Origin of the sequence: Apilactobacillus sp. EABW-1NA (genome assembly GCF_030398685.1) — a bacterium.
GTDB lineage: Bacteria > Bacillota > Bacilli > Lactobacillales > Lactobacillaceae > Apilactobacillus > Apilactobacillus waqarii.
In genome coordinates this window covers 117983-137572 of the sequence record NZ_JAPDKO010000002.1, presented here as the reverse complement: position 1 = coordinate 137572, position 19590 = coordinate 117983, and the positions used below count along the sequence as shown (strand labels likewise).

Annotated in this window: 15 protein-coding genes and 1 tRNA gene; 12 read left to right on the top strand and 4 right to left on the bottom strand. The window is 34.9% G+C overall.

Annotation, left to right across the window (positions count from 1 at the left end):
* Positions 1-121: 121 nt before the first annotated feature.
* The 5 genes from OEZ61_RS01090 to OEZ61_RS01070 all read left to right on the top strand — a co-directional run bounded on the left by OEZ61_RS01090 (position 122) and on the right by OEZ61_RS01070 (position 8059).
* A complete protein-coding gene (locus OEZ61_RS01090) occupies positions 122-2383 on the top strand; it encodes an excinuclease ABC subunit UvrA (protein WP_263527701.1) in 2262 nt (753 codons plus the stop codon).
* A gap of 248 nt (positions 2384-2631) precedes the next feature.
* On the top strand, positions 2632-4515 hold the full coding sequence (gene asnB / locus OEZ61_RS01085) for an asparagine synthase (glutamine-hydrolyzing) (protein ID WP_041152206.1): 1884 nt from the start codon (positions 2632-2634) through the stop codon (positions 4513-4515).
* A gap of 32 nt (positions 4516-4547) precedes the next feature.
* Positions 4548-6086 (top strand): UDP-N-acetylmuramoyl-L-alanyl-D-glutamate--2,6-diaminopimelate ligase, encoded by a 1539-nt coding sequence (locus OEZ61_RS01080; protein ID WP_263527702.1) that lies wholly within the window; start codon positions 4548-4550, stop codon positions 6084-6086.
* Positions 6079-7329, top strand: a complete 1251-nt coding sequence (locus OEZ61_RS01075) for a carboxylate--amine ligase (protein WP_041152208.1) — start codon at positions 6079-6081, stop codon at positions 7327-7329. The genes OEZ61_RS01080 and OEZ61_RS01075 overlap by 8 nt, the downstream gene beginning before the upstream one ends.
* Positions 7330-7339: 10 nt before the next feature.
* The gene (locus OEZ61_RS01070) at positions 7340-8059 is read left to right on the top strand and encodes an amino acid racemase (protein ID WP_041152209.1); all 720 of its coding nucleotides are present in this window, start codon (positions 7340-7342) and stop codon (positions 8057-8059) included.
* A 13-nt stretch (positions 8060-8072) separates the two neighbouring features.
* Here OEZ61_RS01070 and OEZ61_RS01065 read toward each other — a convergent pair whose 3' ends face one another.
* On the bottom strand, positions 8073-8411 hold the full coding sequence (locus OEZ61_RS01065; protein ID WP_057197732.1) for a DUF1516 family protein: 339 nt from the start codon (positions 8409-8411) through the stop codon (positions 8073-8075).
* Positions 8412-8515: 104 nt separating this feature from the next.
* Here OEZ61_RS01065 and OEZ61_RS01060 point away from each other — a divergent pair, with 104 nt between their 5' ends.
* The 7 genes from OEZ61_RS01060 (at position 8516) to OEZ61_RS01030 (ending at position 17787) form a co-directional block, all read left to right on the top strand.
* Positions 8516-9445, top strand: a complete 930-nt coding sequence (locus tag OEZ61_RS01060; protein WP_057197735.1) for an L-lactate dehydrogenase — start codon at positions 8516-8518, stop codon at positions 9443-9445.
* 105 nt (positions 9446-9550) lie between these two features.
* Entirely contained in the window at positions 9551-9775 is a 225-nt protein-coding gene (locus OEZ61_RS01055) for a hypothetical protein (RefSeq protein WP_034531232.1), read from the top strand.
* Between the two features lie 47 nt (positions 9776-9822).
* Positions 9823-9893 (top strand) — tRNA-Gly (locus OEZ61_RS01050).
* A 249-nt stretch (positions 9894-10142) separates the two neighbouring features.
* Positions 10143-11834 carry an arginine--tRNA ligase gene (argS, locus tag OEZ61_RS01045; RefSeq protein ID WP_290046669.1) on the top strand — a complete coding sequence of 564 codons (1692 nt, stop codon included), beginning with the start codon at positions 10143-10145 and terminating at the stop codon, positions 11832-11834.
* Positions 11835-11948: 114 nt separating this feature from the next.
* Positions 11949-14042: a PBP1A family penicillin-binding protein gene (locus OEZ61_RS01040; RefSeq protein WP_057197737.1), complete on the top strand. Its 2094-nt coding sequence runs from the start codon at positions 11949-11951 to the stop codon at positions 14040-14042.
* A 75-nt stretch (positions 14043-14117) separates the two neighbouring features.
* A complete protein-coding gene (locus OEZ61_RS01035; RefSeq protein WP_290046667.1) occupies positions 14118-15305 on the top strand; it encodes a DNA repair exonuclease in 1188 nt (395 codons plus the stop codon).
* Positions 15295-17787: an AAA family ATPase gene (locus OEZ61_RS01030; RefSeq protein WP_290046665.1), complete on the top strand. Its 2493-nt coding sequence runs from the start codon at positions 15295-15297 to the stop codon at positions 17785-17787. Before OEZ61_RS01035 ends, OEZ61_RS01030 begins: the two co-directional genes overlap by 11 nt.
* Before the next feature lie 40 nt (positions 17788-17827).
* Here the strand turns inward: OEZ61_RS01030 and OEZ61_RS01025 are convergent, their stop codons facing one another.
* The 3 genes from OEZ61_RS01025 to OEZ61_RS01015 all read right to left on the bottom strand — a co-directional run bounded on the left by OEZ61_RS01025 (position 17828) and on the right by OEZ61_RS01015 (position 19559).
* Positions 17828-18712: a peptidylprolyl isomerase gene (locus tag OEZ61_RS01025; RefSeq protein ID WP_041152216.1), complete on the bottom strand. Its 885-nt coding sequence runs from the start codon at positions 18710-18712 to the stop codon at positions 17828-17830.
* Between the two features lie 104 nt (positions 18713-18816).
* Positions 18817-19128: a hypothetical protein gene (locus tag OEZ61_RS01020; protein ID WP_290046664.1), complete on the bottom strand. Its 312-nt coding sequence runs from the start codon at positions 19126-19128 to the stop codon at positions 18817-18819.
* A gap of 2 nt (positions 19129-19130) precedes the next feature.
* Positions 19131-19559 (bottom strand): HIT family protein, encoded by a 429-nt coding sequence (locus OEZ61_RS01015; RefSeq protein ID WP_041152218.1) that lies wholly within the window; start codon positions 19557-19559, stop codon positions 19131-19133.
* Positions 19560-19590 lie beyond the last annotated feature (31 nt).

Below are 19590 nucleotides of genomic sequence, written 5' to 3'. Positions count from 1 at the left end.
ATTTATTTTTCTCAAGAAAACAGATTATCTTTATAAATTCTTAATTATTAAACAAGATAAATGAAATTGATTCTTATAACTACTATAATTGTCACTACAAAGTGAATTCAGGAGGATTGAAATGCCAAATCAAGATTATATCGAGGTTCATAATGCTTTTCAAAACAACTTAAAGCACTTGGATATCAGCATCAAGAAACATGCGATTACGGTTTTCACGGGACTATCTGGTGCCGGGAAATCATCACTCGTTTTTGATACTATTGCAGCAAACTCTAGAAGAGAGTTAAACGAAACATTCCCTAGTTTCACACAACAATACCTACCAAAGTATGGAGCTCCACATGTAGGAAGAATCGATAATCTACCTGTTGCGATTGTCATTCAACAAAAGAAGGTCGGAAAAAATCCACGTTCAACACTTGCTACTTACACTGGAATCTATTCATTATTGAGATTACTATTCTCTAGAATTGGTAAACCTTGGGTTGGATACTCAGATACATTTTCATTTAACTTGCCTCAAGGGATGTGTGATAAGTGTCAGGGGCTAGGTTACATTGATCACATCAATCCAGATAAGGTGATTGATTACGATAAGTCATTAAATGAAGGGGCTATTACATTCGTTAGTTTTGGCCCTGGAACATGGCGTTGGAAACGTTATGCTTACACTGGCTTATTCGATAACGATAAGAAGATTAAAGACTATTCTGAAAAAGAATTAAATGATTTATTATACGCACCACAACATCATTTAACTGATGCGCCTAAGGAATGGAAAAAGTCCATTTTGTATGAAGGTGTCATTCCAAGAATTAAACGTTCAATCATTGAAAGTAAAGAGGGAGAACATCACAAGGAAGCCATTCAAGAAATCGTTAATAGAACGGCTTGTGATAAGTGTCATGGTACTAAGTTAAGACCAGAAGTTCTTACTTGTAAGATTAATGGCTATAACATTGCCGATGTTTTACAAATGGACTTAAACCACGTTATCGAATTTCTAGATTCAATTGATGAAAAACTAACAGTCGATTTGTTGAGAGAATTAACTACCAAGATTCAATCATTAATTGACTTGGGTCTAGGTTATTTAACATTGGACAGAAGTACTGACACATTATCTGGTGGGGAAACTCAAAGAATTAAGATTGCAAAGTACATGAATAGTTCATTGTCTGACATGGTTTACATCTTAGATGAACCAAGTGTTGGATTGCATCCAGCGGATATTAAACTAATCAGTCATGCGTTGAGAAAATTAAAGGATAAGGGCAACACGGTCCTAGTCGTTGAACATAACCCAGAATTGATTCCAATTGCCGACTACGTTGTTGAAATTGGGCCTAAACCAGGTAAAGATGGTGGAAAGATTATGTTCGATGGTAAGTATTCCGACTTACTTAAGAGTGACACCATCACCGGTAAGTTATTACAAGAACCATTGGTATTTAAGAAATCCAAGGATTTCAATGACACCTTGGATTTAAAGGATGTTAACATTCATAATCTAAAGCATGCCAATGTATCAATTCCATTAAACGCGCAAACCGTTATTTCAGGGGTTGCCGGATCCGGTAAAAGTTCATTAATCCAAGCAGTTAAGGACAAGTTAAAGACCGGCTACATTGATTTAACCCAAGATGCTGTTGGGGTAAACATTCGATCAACACCAGCTACTTATCTAAATATCTTAGACGATATTAGAAAGTTATTTGGGGATGATAACAATGTTTCACGACAACTATTTAGCTACAATGGAAAAGGTAAATGTCCGTTATGTAAGGGTCGTGGAGTTCAAATTACTAACATGGCATTCATGGATCCAGTTGTTCAAACTTGTGAAAAATGTCATGGAAAACGTTACAGTGACGAAGCACTACAATACAAACTAAATGGTTTAGACATTGCCGAAGTATTGAACTTATCAATTAAAGAAGCAATTAAGTTCTTCAGTGACGTTGCCGAAATTCACGACAAGTTAGTTAATATGCAAAAGGTTGGTTTGGATTACCTTTCACTTGGTCAATCACTTGATACATTATCAGGTGGGGAAGTTCAAAGATTAAAACTAGCATTACAACTAAACAAGACCGGTACTGTCTACTTGTTGGATGAACCAACTGCCGGATTGCATATGAAAGATGTATCAATTATGACTAATTTATTTGATGAATTAGTAGAAAAGGGTAACACCCTAATCATTGTTGAACATAATTTATCTGTAATTAGTAAGTCAGATTGGATGATTGACGTAGGTCCTAAGGCCGGTCGTTACGGTGGTGAAATCCTATATTCAGGAACACCAAAAGACGCTTTAAATGACGCTAAATCAGTCACAGGAAACGCGATGAAAGAGTACAATAATGCTCGTAAATAAAAGACGCTTAGCAGCGTCTTTTTGTTTTGTACAAATTTATGGCGATTTTTAGACGATTTCACTGGACAGAAGAATAGATATGATTATACTTAATAATATTAGTTTGTGTACTATATAAATTTGTATCATTGATTAAATTGCTATTTTTATGGCCTAAAATCTAAATATTTTGTTACAATAAAATAAGTACGATTAAAAAGTAACTAAAAATTATTAATACATTAAAAAAACAAAGGGGAATAAAACTTATGTGTGGATTTTGTGGATATGTAAATCATAAAGATGTGCCTAACGACACCATTGAAAAGATGGCTAATCGAATAAAGCATCGTGGCCCTGATGATGAAAAGTATTTCCAAGACGATAAGGTATCAATGGGATTCCGTCGTCTATCAATTATTGACTTAGCTCATGGTGGCCAACCACTATACAGCAAAGATAAGAAGAAAGTATTAACCTTTAACGGTGAAATTTACAACTATCAAGAAATTAGGGATGAATTAATTTCTGAAGGTTGGGAATTTGAAACTGATGTTGATTCAGAAGTTCTAATTCGTGGTTACGAAGCATGGGGTCCAAAACTATTGGACAAACTTCGTGGTATGTACGCATTTGTTATTTATGACAGTGCTAACAATGAAATCTTCGGTGCTCGTGATCATTTCGGAATCAAGCCACTATACTACTACGACGATGGCGACGCATTTATGTACGGTTCTGAATTAAAAGCATTCTTATCAAACCCTGCATTCAAGAAGGAATTAAACCTAAAACTTCTACCAATTCACTTAAGTTTTGAATTTATTCCATCAGCAGAAACAATGTTCAAGAACGTTTACAAAGTAATGCCTGGTACTTACTTCATTCACCACATTGATGAAAAGAAGACTGAAACACACAGATATTACAAGTTTAACTACGATCACATTGATGAATCACAAACAGTTGAAGAAGATGCCAAGAAGATTGAAGCAATCGTTAAGGACTCTGTAAAGGCTCACATGATTGCCGACGTTGAAGTTGGTAGTTTCCTATCAAGTGGTGTTGACTCAAGTTATGTTTTAAATGAAGCTTCAAAACTAAAACCAATTAAGTCATTCTCACTTGGATTCAACGATTCTAAGTTTAGTGAATTATCATGGTCAACTGACTTTGCTCAACAAATTGGTCAAAAGAACACACCAATCAAGATTACTGGTGATGACTACTTTGACTTCCTACCAACTATGATGTACTACATGGATGAACCACTTTCAAATCCATCAGCTATCCAATTGTTCTACTTAGCTCAAGGTACTAGTAAAGAAGTTAAGGTTGCTCTATCTGGTGAAGGTGCCGATGAATTCTTCGGTGGTTACAACACTTACCTAGAAGCGATTCCTTTTGAAAGATACCAAAAATATGTTCCTGGATTTATCCGTAGTGCATTAGCTAAGATGGCTACTAAGATGCCTCGTTTCCACGGTCGTCGTTTCTTAATTCGTGGTGCTCAACCATTGAGTGAAAGATATTACCGTGTTAACTACGTTTATAACTACGATGACAGAAACAAGTTATTAAAGGATCCATCATTGAACGTTGATTCAGGTGCATACTCAAAGTACATTTTTGATGAAGTAGCTGACAAAGACGAAATGACTCAAATGCAATACTTTGATATCAATGCATGGTTGCCATTTGATATTCTACAAAAGGCTGACCGTATGAGTATGGCTAACTCTCTTGAAGTTAGAACTCCATTGGTTGATAAGAAGGTTGCTGAATTTGCTGCAACTATGCCAATTAAGACTCGTATCAACAAAGAAGGTACTAAGATTTCACTTCGTAAGGCAGCTGAACGTGCATTACCTGACAAGGTTGCTATGAAGGAAAAACTTGGTTTCCCATCACCAATTGCATCATGGATCAGAGAACCTAAGTTCCATGAAAGAATTGTTAGAGCATTTACTTCTGACGTTGCTGAAAAGTTCTTTAACACTGATGAATTGTTAAGAATTCTAAAGGAACACGATGAAGGTAAATCAAGCATGCAAAAGATTATGACACCTTACCTATTTATTCTATGGTATGAAGTATACTTCCCAGAAGATACAAATGCTGATACTATTAACAAGGTACAACTACAAGCATAATTTTTAAATCTTGATATAAGGAAGTAAAAACAATGGCTCTTGGAATTGATGAAATAAAGACAATATTAACTGAACATGGACTAATACAAGAAATTGTATCAGGTGAGGATGTTTCATTTGATGAAGTAACTTACGATTCCAGAAATGTTAAACCAAATACATTGTTCTTTTGTAAAGGTAACTTCAAACCCGAATACCTAGCGATGGCTAAGGAAATGGGTGCGACTGGTTATGTTGCCGAACAAAAGTATGATGAAGGTAATGGCTTAACTCAAATCATTGTGAATAACGTGCAAAAGGCAATGTCTCTAGTAGGCGCTGCCTTTTACTGCTACCCTCAAAATGATTTGTTTGTTATTGCTTATACCGGGACTAAGGGGAAGACAACCTCTTCTTACTTTGCTAAGAGTATTTTAGATAACACTAATGACAACAAAACCGCATTGATTTCTACAATTGATACTGTTGTTGGAAATGAACCATCACAACGATTCAAGTCACATTTAACCACTCCTGAATCATTAGATATTTTTAACTACATGAGACAAGCAGTGGATAATGGAATGACTAGTCTAGTGATGGAAGTTTCATCACAAGCATACAAAAAGTTAAGAGTCTATGGACTTCATTTTGATGTAGGTATTTTCTTAAATATTTCACCAGATCATATTGGTCCAAACGAACATCCAACATTTGCTGACTATCTACATTGCAAGGAACAATTAATGGTTAATTCCACACATTGTATTATCGATGCGGACACAGATTACATGTTAGATGTCTATGAAGCAGCTAAAGCAACTACTGATCCAGATAAAATTTACCTATTCAGTAGAGATAAAAAAGAATTTAAAGACGTACAAATTGATTTCAATTTCTCAAGCATCTCAGACACAATCGACAGCAATGAAATTAGAGTAGTTGCTAATAGCCAAAAAGCTAAGAAGATGGATGTTGAAGATGACTACAAGATTGGTGTTGTTGGAGACTATAACGAAGCTAATGCAATGTCTGCAATTATCGCTTCTGCATTGGATAATGCTAGTGCAGACGACGCCAAAAAGGGATTGAAGGATGTATTTGTTCCAGGAAGAATGGAATCATACAAATCTAAGCACAACGGTACCATTTACGTTGATTATGCCCATAACTACGCCAGCATGCATGCACTATTAGGTTTCTTGAAGAGCAATAATCCTGATGGCAAGGTAATCGTGGTAGTAGGAAGTCCTGGTAATAAGGGATTAGATCGTAGAGAAGGTTTTGGAAAGGCTCTAACCGAAAGTGCAGATATCGCATTTTTAACTTCTGATGATCCAGCTTTTGAAGATCCAAAAGACATTATTAACGAAATTGATTCTTACATTAATCATGATAAAGTTGACGTTCATATTGAACTAGACAGAAAAATGGCTATTAAAAAGGCTATTCATGCCGGTGATAATAATGCTATGATAGTAGTTGCTGGTAAAGGAAGAGATCCTTACCAAAAAATCAACGGCGTAGATACTCCATACGAAACAGATCCCGTCGTGGTACAAAATGTTTTGAGAGGGATAGATAATGAGTAATTTAGAATCTAATTTTACAGTTGTTCTATTAGGTAGTGATTTCAATGCTTATGGAATGGCTCGTTCATTATACGAAAAATACAGAAAACCCGTGAAGGCATACGCTGAACAAGCACTTGCACCTACACGTTTTACAAAAATTGTTGATTTAACTTTGATTGATGGCTTTAGTGAAGATCCAAAATGGATTGAATCAATGAAAGATCTTAAGAAGGAATACGCATCACATGAAGAACCAGTTATCTTAATTGGCTGTGGTGATGGTTATGCTGAATTAATTTCAAAACATAAGGACGAACTAGAAGACGTTTTCGTTTGCCCATACGTTGATTATGACTTAATCAAGAAATTAAACAGTAAAGAAAACTTCTATAAGTTATGTGAAGAATATGATTTGCCATATCCAAAGACAAAGATTATTTCTAAGAAAGACTTTGAAAGTGATGAAAAGATTGAACAACCATTTGGTTACCCGGTCGCATTAAAACCTACCAACAGTGTTGAATGGTTAGATGTTCACTTTGAAGGAAGAAAAAAAGCATTCATTATTGAATCACAAGATGAATTTGAAGATATAATTGAAAAGATTTATACCAATGGATATACTTCTGATTTGATTCTTCAAGACTTTATCCCTGGTGATGACAGTAACATGCGTACTTTAAATGCTTACGTTGATAAGAATCACAAAGTTAAGATGATGTGTTTAGGTCATCCATTATTGGAAGATCCATCACCAGCAGCCATTGGTAACTATGTAGCTATCCTGCCAGAATATAACGAAAAGCTATATTCAATGGTTCAAGGATTCCTAGAAAAGATTAACTATGTTGGTTACGCTAACTTTGATATGAAATATGATACTCGAGACAATACTTTCAAATTATTTGAAATTAACTTGAGACAAGGTAGAAGTAGTTTCTTCGTTAGTTTAAATGGTTACAACTTAGCTGATTGGGTTGTTAGAGATTACGCATTTGATGACTTATCAGATAAGGAAACTGTATACGCTAACGAAAACAAAGACAATCGTTACCTTTGGTTAGGTGTTGGCGAACAAGTCTTCAAGAAATATGCTAAGGACAACGCAGACAAGGAATTCGCTCTTCAATTAATCAAGAAGGGCCAGTACGGTACTACTTTCTGGTATAACCGTGACAAGAGTTTTAAGCGTTGGTTATTAGACGTTTGGATTAAGCATAACTATGCTAAGAATTTCAAACGTTACTTTAGCGAAAAATAGGGATGATAAAATGAGACATTTCTTTTCAATTATTGGTGGAATGGGAACAGAAGCTACCGAAAGTTACATTCATTTATTGAATCAACGAACACCAGCTAGTAATGATCAGGAATATTTAAATTATATCCTTGTAAATCATGCGACTGTCCCAGACAGAACCAATTATATTTTAGACAATACTAAACCAAACCCATTGATTCCATTAAAGGAAGATATTAAACAACAATCACAATTAAATCCTGATTTCTTTGTGATTCCTTGTAATACTGCTCATTTCTTCTTTGATGAATTACAGTCAGCAACTAACGTGCCAATTTTGCATATGCCAAAAGAAGCCGTTTCTGAAATCAGTAATGTGTATCCTAATGCCAAACGAATTGGTTTGATTGCTACCAAGGGAACCATTTTTGACGGTATTTACGATACAGAAGTGCAAAACGCTGGTTATAAAATTGTAAAACCGACTGAGCATATTCAAGAAGAAACAATGGATTTGATATATAAATATGTCAAAGAACAAAATAAAGTTAACAGAGAACTATATCATCACATCTTAGATGAAATGAAAAACGAGATGGATTGTGACGTAATTATTTTGGGTTGCACAGAATTATCTGTGGCTGAAGAACGTGCTTCAGATCATAATTACCCAGTGATTGATGCTCAATCAGTCTTAGTTGACCGTTCAATTAAATTAGCTTTAAAAAATAGAGAAAAAGACATCGAATAATTCGATGTCTTTTTTATATTACATTATAGATGGTGATGCTAATCAAAGCGATGATGACAATGATTAGGCCAATCACATTGAAATTAATAAGATGATTTTGCTGTTTGTTTGTATAGTTTAATTCTGTTAGACCACCAAGTAGGACGGCTAGTACATCAGCAAATATTGCGGTGTAGAAACGATGATCCGAAACTCGAATGGTGATAACGATTTGCGTAATCAGTATTAATATATATATTACTCGACTAGCAATTAACCATTGGATGACTCTCTTAACAGAGACCCTGGTGATACCAATTATGGTTACTGCTATATAAATAAATAACATTATTAGTGTTAAGCTAGCCCACATAATATCTCCTCCTGATAGTTATTTTATCATAAATAATCATAATAAAACTTGAATTAAAATATTAGAGTGATAGAATAACTACAACATTAAAGGAGGTATGCTTTATGACAAGAAAAATTGGTATTATTGGAGACGGTAACGTTGGTGCAGCAGTTGCTCACCATATTGTCGTTTCAGGAATTGCAGATGATTTGGTCATGATTGATCACAACGATGCAAAGGTGAATTCAGATGCATTAGACTTTAGAGATGCAATGTCTAATCTTAAGTTCCATACAAACATTGAAGTTAATAACTACGCAAGTTTAGCTGATGCGGACGTTATTATTTCAGCGGTTGGCCACATGGAATTAATTAATGCTAATAAGGATAAACATGACCGTTTTGCAGAGCTAACAGCTAACGTTGAAGAAGTTAAAGATGTTGCAAAACAAATTAAAGAGTCAGGTTTCCATGGGATTATTATTGTAATTACTAATCCAAACGATGTCATTACCTCCTTATATCAACGCGAGACTGGTTTTGCCAAAGAACGTGTTATTGGAACAGGGACACTTCTAGATTCTGCTCGAATGAAGAGGGCAGTCGCAGCAAAACTTAACATTGATCCTCGTTCAGTGATTGGTTACAACCTGGGTGAACACGGTAATTCTCAATTTACTGCATGGTCAACAGTTCAAGTATTTGATAAGAGTATTTTCGACTACGCAGAAAAATATAATATTGATTTAGATGAGATCGATAATGATGCTCGTATGGGTGGATTTACGGTTCATAGTGGTAAGGGATACACTAACTTTGCTATTTCAGCATCGGCTGTTAAATTAGCTGAAATTGTTTTACAAGATGCTAAAACAGAATTAGCTGTATCAAATTACCGCGAAGAATACGGTACATACCTATCTTATCCAGCAATTGTTGGAAGAAATGGAATTGAAAAACAAATCGATTTAGATCTTCCTGAAAAGGAACAAAAACAACTTCAAGCTTCAGCAGATTATATTAATCAAAAAACTCGTGAAATTACTGATTAATCAGCAATTAGGAGATATTAATATTTTCTAAAAAAATACCTTGATATTAATAACGCGTTTTGATATTATCAATATCGCGTTATTTTTTATTAAGGAGGCAAAAAGATGGCTGAACCAAAAGAATTACAAATTGGCGACCACGTTTCTGCACCTAGATTCGGTTATTTAAAACATGACTTTGCTGGAACAATTGAAAAAGTATATGAAAATTCAGTAATGGTCTTTATCGATGAACACCATGAAGAAGATGGCATCGTCGTTAATGAATATAATAAGCGTGCGGTTGTTAGCAAGAAAGTTGCTAAACCATCAAAGAAAAAAACAGCTTAACAAACTTACCAAAAATTGTAACGTGTGATATAATAATTTTTGTATCTGCGGGTATAGTTTAGTGGTAAAATATGAGCTTCCCAAGCTCAGGTCGCGGGTCCGATTCCCGTTACCCGCTTTGTCGCGTAAACCGACAGATACTGTTCGATAATAAAAGACTAGTAGACATATTCCATTAACAAGCGACATCGGATTTGGTGAGAGCCGATGATTAGGGTATGTTGAATTCGCACTTTTTAGAATTATGATTAATTAAATAATAAAGCGGATATTTTATATCAAATAGAGTGGTACCGCGGGTTATTCCGTCTCTTACAATTATTAATATTGTAAGAGACTTTTTATATATTTATGGAGGTTTTGGATAATGGAAAACAAAGAATTAGTTGCTAATGCTCTTTCTCAAGCATTGGACAACGAACTATCCGTAGAAGACATTCTACCAAAAATTGAAAGACCTAAAGATTCAAAAATGGGTGATTTAGCTTTCCCTACATTTATTTTAGCTAAAAAGTTTAGAAAGGCACCTCAACAAATCGCTGCTGATGTAGTAGAAAAGATTGATCAAAGTTCATTTGACCATGTTGAAGCTGCTGGACCATACGTTAACTTTTTCCTAGACAAATCTAACTTTAGTGAAGACGTACTATCAGCTGTATTAGACCAAAATGAAAATTATGGTCAAAACGAAGATGGTAAGGGTGGTAACGTAACCATTGATATGTCTTCACCAAATATTGCAAAGCCTATTTCAATGGGTCACTTAAGATCTACTGTTATTGGTAATTCTGTTGCCGAAATCCTACGTAAAAATGGTTACAACCCAATTAAGGATAACCACTTGGGTGACTGGGGAACTCAATTTGGTAAGTTAATCACTGCATACCTAATGTGGGGTAACGAAGAAGACGTTAAAAAAGATCCTATCAATAACTTAGTTAAATACTACGTTAAGTTCCACAAAATTGATAAGGAACAACCTGAACTAGACGATGTTGCTAGAGATTGGTTCAGAAAACTTGAAAATGGTGATGAACAAGCAACTAAACTATGGAAATGGTTTAGAGAAGTATCACTTGAAGCCTTTGGTGAAATCTACGACAAGTTAGGTATTACTTTTGATACTTACAATGGTGAAGCTTTCTACAATGACAAGCTACAAGATGTTGTTGATTCACTACAAGAAAAGGGTCTATTAAGTAAGTCACAAGGTGCTACAATCGTTGATTTACAAAAATATGATTTAAACCCTGCATTAATCTTGAAGAGTGATGGTGCTTCACTATACATCACCAGAGATATTGCGACTGCAATTTACCGTGACCAAACTTATCATCCAGCTATGAACCTATACGTTGTTGGTTCAGAACAAACATACTATTTCAAGCAATTGAAGGCTGTATTAATGGAAATGGGTGTTCCTTCAGCTAAGAACTTACACCACATCCCATTTGGTCTAATTACTGTAAATGGTAAGAAACTATCAACTCGTTCAGGTCGTATCATCCTATTGGACGAAGTATTGAACGAATCAATCGCAATTGCTAAGAAGCAAATTGCTGAAAAGAACCCAGATCTTCCTAACAAGGAAGAAGTTGCTAAAGAAGTTGGTGTTGGTGCCATTGTATTTGGTGATTTGAAGAATGAAAAGATTAACAACATTGACTTTAACTTAGAAGATCAACTACGTTTTGAAGGTGAAACTGGACCATACGTACAATACGCTCGTGCACGTGCCGAAAGTATTTTACGTAAAGCCGGTGACATTGACTTCTCAAACGTTGACAAGAAGCTTAACGATGCAGAATCATGGAACGTTATTAAGTTACTAAATGACTTCCCAGCAAGAGTTAAGATGGCTTGTGATGAATTTGAACCTTCAGTTATCGCTAAGTACTCATTAAGACTTGCTAAGTCATTTAACAAGTACTACGCTCACACTAAGATTTTGGATGATGATGAACAAAGAGATGCTCGTTTAGCATTAGTTAAATCAGTATCAATCGTTCTTAAAGAATCACTAAGATTACTTGGTGTTAAGGCTCCAGACGAAATGTAATTAAAGAAAACAGGTTTAACAATTAGTTAAATCTGTTTTTTATTTTACCAATTAGAGTTGATTTGGGTTAAAATAGTATTAATATCATCATCAGTGAAGGAGTAATCATACTAGATGAAAAATGATAAAAAACCAAAAAGTGCTTTTAAAAAGATTTGGCACCGATACCAACTAACTCGTTGGATTATCGTCATGTTTTTATTACTATTTTTTGTAATGAGTGCTTATTGCACATTTGTTGCAAAGACCACGCATGTTCAAGACCTGCAATCATCTTTGGAACAATCTACCGTAATTTACGATGGTAATAATAAAAAAGCCGGTAAAATCTATTCACAAAAAGGAACATACGTTGGATTTAAGGATATTTCACCGAATATTCCAAACGCAATCCTATCAACTGAAGATAGAAACTTCTACAATGAACACGGTTTTTCTGTTAAGGGATTTGGCCGTGCGATGCTATTAATGGTCAAGAACAAGATTATGCGTCGTGACTACATTAGTGGTGGTGGAAGTACTCTTACTCAACAATTGGTAAAGAATGCATACTTAACCCAACAACAAACTTTCAGCAGAAAGTTAAAAGAACTATTCTTATCCATTCAAGTTGAAAATGTATACAGCAAGAATCAAATTTTAACTATGTACATGAATAACTCATACTTCGGAAATGGTGTCTATGGTGTTGAAGATGCATCAAGACGTTATTTTGGAATGGATGCTAAGGATTTACCCGTCCAAGATGCTGCTGTGATTGCAGGAATGCTAACTAATCCAAGTGCATACAATCCTGTTGATCACCCCAAGTTAGCATTGGATAGAAGAAACGTTGTTTTACAATTGATGGCTGATAACAATAAGATTAGTCAATCAGAAGCAAACAAGCTAAAGAAGACACCAATCCAAGTAAAGAATACCTACCAATACAAGGATGGTTATAAGTACCCATACTACTTCGATGCTGTGATTGACGAAGCGATTAATAAGTATGGATTGTCCGAATCAGACATCATGAACAGAGGATACAAGATTTATACAACGCTAAATCAAGATCAACAAAACAGTATGCAAGATGATTTTGATAACGATAGTAACTTCCCAAGCAACGCTTCTGATGGTACTAAGGTCCAAGCGGCTTCCATTGCGTTGAATCCAAGTACCGGTGGAGTTACTGCTGTGGTTGGTGGACGTGGTCAACACGTATTCCGTGGGTACAACCGTGCGACTCAAATTAAACGTCAACCAGGTTCAACCATTAAACCACTAGCTGTTTACACACCGGCTTTGGAAAACGGTTATAACTACAATGACATGCTTCAAAATAAGAAGACATCATATGGTTCTAACAAGTACACACCAGAAAACTACAACAACGTATATACAGGAACTGTTCCTATGTACACCGCGTTAGCGCAAAGTATGAATGCACCAGCTGTATGGTTGCTTCATAAGATTGGTGTCGACAAGGGTTATGAATCGGTTAAGTCATTTGGTCTACCTGTTCAAAAGAAGGACAAGAACCTTGCATTAGCCTTAGGTGGTCTATCTACGGGTGTATCACCACAACAAATGGCAGGAGCTTATACCGCGTTTGCAAATGAAGGTAACATGACTACACCTCATTACATTAGAAAGATTGTTGATTCTTCAGGAAATGTAATTGTTAATAATGAATCAGTAACTTCTAAGAAGGTAATGTCAAAAGATGTCGCTAATAAGATGACTAGTATGATGCTAGGTGTCTTCGATAACGGTACTGGGGCATCCGCTAAACCAAGTGGATACTCAATTGCCGGAAAAACTGGTAGTACTGAAGCCGATAACACCGGTGACTCAGATGCTACAAGAGATAAATGGATTATTGGATACACACCAAAAGTGGTTGTTGCTACCTGGGAAGGTTTTGATAATACCAACGCCGGGCATCACTTGGAAAACCTAAGTGGAACTGGGGTAGGACCATTGTTTAAGACCGAGTTGCAACAAATTTTACCAACTACTGGTAACAATAACTTTAGTGTTAAAGATGCCGCTTATATGGATTCACAAGAAAAGAAGGCTAACAGCTCTTCTGATTCTAGTTTCTGGGATAGTGTTTCTGACGGTGCCAACCAAGTATCAAAGAGTCTTGGAAAAGGTTGGGACAATTTAAAGAAGAACGCAAGTAATTGGTGGAATGATGCCAAGAAATTTGTTGGAGACTAAATTGACCAATTAATATAAAACGTCGTATCATTGTTATTAAGTGATACGACGTTTTTAGTTAAAGGAGTAGTTAAATTGAAATTTATTCATGCCGCTGATTTACATTTGGAGAGTCCGTTTAAGGGTTTGAAGAATGATGAAACTCCAAATGGATTATGGAAACAAATATATGATTCTACCTTTAAATCATTTGAAAGAATTGTAAATGATGCCATTGAATACGATGTTGATTTCGTATTGTTGGCCGGTGACTTGTTTGATCGAGACAATCAAACCCCTAAGACTTATGATTTCTTTCAGTCGCAAATGCAAAAGCTAAATGAACACAATATTGACGTATACATGATTTATGGAAATCATGATTATTTTGATATGCAAAAAGAATCAGTATCATTCCCTGACAACGTTCATGTCTTTGGTAACGAAGTTGAAACCAAAACATTTACTTTAGATGGTAAAAAAATAGCCATTACCGGTTTTAGTTATGCCAATAAATGGATTACAGACAAGAAAATTGACGAATATCCAGTGAAAAATGATGTAGACGTGCAAATAGGGATGCTACACGGTGGTTTGGAACAAACAGGGGATCATTATGCTCCATTCTCGTTAGAAGACCTTATAAGCAAGAAATATGACTATTGGGCATTAGGTCATATTCACAAACGTCAACAACTAAATGAAAACCCACTGGTATTTTATTCTGGTAATATTCAGGGAAGACATAAAAACGAACCAGACGATAAGGGATACCTATTAGTTGATGATGAAAGTGGAAAGTTGGAAGCACAATTCCACGCCACATCATTAATCGATTGGTTAACACTTGATTTAAGCATGGATTTTGTTGACGTTGAAAGTGCCAAAAATCATATCCTACAAGTTTTAATGGGTCATAAGTATGAAAATATGCAATTAATTAGTTTGAACCTCATCTTGAATAACCCAATTTCTGATGGTCAAAGACAGGACTTAGAATATCGAGTTACCAATGCGTTGAGTAAGGACTATGAACAATTAAATGCATGGATTTATGAAATTAACGTCAGATTGAGCGATGATCAAAAGATGTCATCAATTGACCAAGACATTTGGGATGAGGCACAGGAAAAGGTGTTCTCTGAAGATGAAATCAGTTCCGTTTCTAAATCATTACGTAAGTATGATTTTATTGCTCAACATTTGGATGAATCCAAAGAAGATTTGATGGAACAAACAAAAATGAAGCTGCTAGGTGGAAAGGAGGATACGTATGAAGATTAATAAGTTAGAAGTGCTAGGTTATGGAAAATGGCACGACGTATCCTTTGATTTTAATGATGACAACCTACAAATCATATTTGGTAACAATGAAGCAGGGAAAACAACTTTGCTTAGCCTGATTGAAGGAATTTTGTTTGGTTATGTCGATGGACGTGGAAGTGCATATGAACAATATATTCCACGAGACACTAAATCATATGGTGGTAAACTAACAATCACCACCGATGACAATCGTCACTTTATTCTAACTAGAATTTCCGGAACTCATGGTGGAGAATTATCAGTTTACGATATTGGTAATGATATGCAAACCTCAAATGAAATTCTAGAAAAGATTTTAGGTCCCATTGATCGAGATACCTTCGAACAACTATTTTATTTCGGAGATTTAGATATTAAGCAAATTTCTAAGTTGAGTAAAAATGAATTAGTTAGTCGCATTCAAAAGGTTGGGTTTGTTGGAAGTGACCAATGGTTAGAGCTAAGAGATAAGTTTGATAAAGAAGCAAAGGAATTATACGCGCCAACAGGTCGTAAGCCACCTTTGAATCAAAAGCTTAAAGAATACGATGATTTATTGGACAAGATTGCTGAAAGCAAGAATAGTTTAAATGACTACAACCAATTAATTAGTCAAAAGAATTCTTTAGAAGCATCCATGAATCAATCTAAGCAAAAGGTTAGTGAGTTAGAAAAGAAACTAACTCAGTTAAATCATTTCAAACAGGTTTGGCCAGTCTATCAACAACTTTCATCTTTAAAACAAGATAAATTTGAATTCAAAGATGGATTTGCTGATGACGATGTTAAAAAATTTAATGAATTAACCAACCACCTATTTTTAATCAATCAACAAATCGATAGTATCGAAAAATCCATTAACCAATTAAATGCCTCAATGAACAACGATGATGATTTGAAGAAGTTCAATGATTACAAGACTGAAATTGATAAACTGGTTCAATCATTCTCCAAGGTGAATGAACAAATCAATCAGTTAAGCGTTAACCAATCAATGATTAACGAGATTGATCGCCAAGATAGTCAACAGGTTGTTGCTAGCAGGGATGATATCGTTGAAATTGAAAGCATTAAACAACAACTTGCTGAAATTCAAACAAGAAAGCAAAAGCCATCTAATAGTTTTTCTATCATTGGTTTAATTGGTGTAGTTATTGGAATCGCAATGCTTACTGTACTACCGGGAGCATTAAAACTCGTTGGGATTATTGTGCTACTCTTGAGTGGTATTTATACCGGATCCGTTAAGTTTAAGAAAAATGAAGATAGTCATTCTAATCAAAAACTTGACGCATTAAATAGTCAATTAGTAGATTATGGTAATAAGTATTCCTTTAATGCTGAAAACGTTGATGATTGGTTATCAGAACAAAAGTACTTAGTTCGTAAGACTCAAGATAATAATCAAAAGGATAAGTATGAAGAAGAAATGAATCAACTAAATGAGGGTCTAAAAGCATACTTTGCTGAATGGCAACGAGTATATAGTGGCCTTAACATTAATGATTCATTTGATAATCAGCTTTCACAAATTCGTACTTATCTAAATAAGATGAATGAAGAAAATGCGATTAATTTACGAAACAATAATCAATTGCAAAACTATCTCCAACAAAAATCATCATTAATCGATAAACAAATCCAGTATAAGAAGGACTACTCTGAATTCTTAAATACTAGAAAAGTTGATAACGGTGATGAATTTAAAGAGATTGTGGAACAACAAAGAAATCATTCAATTAAAGCAGCCCAGTTACAAAATGTTAAGGATCAAATTACCGATGATGATATAAAGGCTTTAGATACTTTTAATGACGTAACTGAATTGGAGAATCAATTGAATGCAGCGGATGCAGAAATGACTACTGAAAAACAATCATTACTAGATGCATCCCAACAATTAGAAAGCTTAAACATTCAGTTGAAACATGTGATTGCTGATGGAACCTACAATGAACTAGTGCAAAAACAAAGTAATTTAGAAGCAGAAATTAATGAAATGGTTGATCAATGGATGAGCATGAAATTGGCTAATTCCTGGATTGATGAATCATTGAACATTGCGACTGCTGATAGAATTCCGTTATTCGAATCCAAGGCAAAGGAATTCTTTGCAATTCTGACCGATAATAGATACACGGGAATTACTTACTACAAGAGTAAGTTAAAGGTGACTAGGGATGATAAGGTTCAATTTGATGCTGGAGAACTATCCAGAGGGACAATTGAACAACTATATCTTGCGTTGATTCTGTCACTTTCTGTGGTATTCGGTAGAGACTATCGTTTGCCATTAATCATTGATGATGGACTAACTGAGTTCGATCAACAACGAACAGGTAATGCAATTAAGCTATTAGATAATATCAGCGAATCAATGCAGGTAATTTATGTTACTTGTGATTCTGATATCTTAAAACTAGTAGATGACAAGGCAGTACTAAATTTAAATGAATACTAAAAAAGACTCCGGAAATTCCGGAGTCTTTTTTATTTAACTATTATTTACTGCTTGATGAGCTAGTTAAGTATGATGATAGGATGTTTTGTAAGTCCTTATCCTTAATTTCAACTCCACCATTCTTAAGAACCTTAGTTACAACGCTCTTTAGAGTAGTGCTGTCGCTTAACTTAGAAGTAGCAATTTGATCCTTTAAATCATTGATGTGGTCACTGTATGATCCCTTCTTAGGGTGGTTAACCATTTGGATGATTTGGTATCCGTATTGAGTCTTAACAGGTGTCTTAGTGTATTCACCGTTTGATAGCTTGTAAGCAGCTTTTCTAAATGCTGAATCGATGCTTGAGTCAGTGTTATCAAATGGAGTTACACGACCTGACTTGTTTTTGTTTGAAGTGTCTTTTGAGTACTTCTTAGCAAGATCTGAGAACTTTTTACCATCCTTAAGTTCTGAAATAACTTTTTCAGCAGTCTTCTTGTCAGATACTAAAATTTCGTTAACAGTAACCTTTGGTTGGTAGCTCTTGAATTGTTTCTTTAGGTCAGCAGTTGAGTATGAAATGTTAGCTCTAACGGCTGCCTTTAGAAGTAGGTTAGATTTTAGTTGGTTCTTGAAACTAGTAGTAGTTAAACCTTGTTGTTCAAGTAAAGTTTCAAATTCTGAACCGTATTGACTCTTGTATTGGTTGTATTGAGCGTTTACTTCTGATGAAGAAACTTTGCTACCATATTCCTTGTTCAATACCTTGTCTAAAATCATTTGTTGTAGAACTTGTTTACCGTTTGAAGTGTTCTTCATGCTGCTGTAGTATTCGCTTTGGGTAATCTTACCACCGTTAGTAACGGCAACAGTCTTATCACCACAGGCAACTAATGAAACACTTAGTAATGCACCGGCAAGTCCAACTAGAACTTTTTTATTCATAATGTAATACACATCCATTTCTTTATTTTATCTATCATTAACTGATAGTTTTACGTTAACACATAGTAAATTTTATCACAAAAAAACTTAAGAAATTTTTAAATTTATTTGGTGATATTATTAATTCTTTGGTTAATTAAATCTACGTGCGGATTGATTTTGAATTGATATTCATCAATATCTCTTTGCATAGTTGCAATAGTAGGCTTTGACTTACTAACTTCATCCTGTAACTTTGAGATGTTAGCAGTTAGCTTATTTTTTTGATCTAAAACGTTTGAAACGCCATTGATTTTATCCTTAGTAGATGAATAAACACTGTTGGCAAATTCTTTTGGATCGCGTTTAGTAACAACTAGATAAGCGGCCAAACCAGCTGCAGATAATCCTAGTAGCTTTAGCATTGATTTAATCATGCTTATTCCTCCAATGAACTAATAATATTTGCTTTAATTTGTTCAAAAGCTTCTTCATTGTACTTATCTGAGTTGTCTTGAAAGCTCATAGAGAAGCCATCGTTTTCACTATATCTAGGAATAAGGTGGAAATGTGAATGGAACACAGATTGATATGCCAATTCACCATTGTTATTTACGATGTTCATTCCTAAAATGTCTGGAGCTGATTTTTGAATCGCTCTAGCAATCTTAGGAATTCTTGAAAATACTTTTTCAGCAAGCTTTTCATCATATTCGTAGATATTAGCAACATGTTTTTTTGGCACAACTAAAGTGTGACCAGGTGTAGCTTGTGAAATGTCCAAGAATGCTTTCACATATTCATCTTCGTAAATAGTGTAGCTAGGAATTTCACCATCAATTATTTTGCAGAATACACAATCACTCATATTATTCTTCCTTTCTTTGATATTACTATGA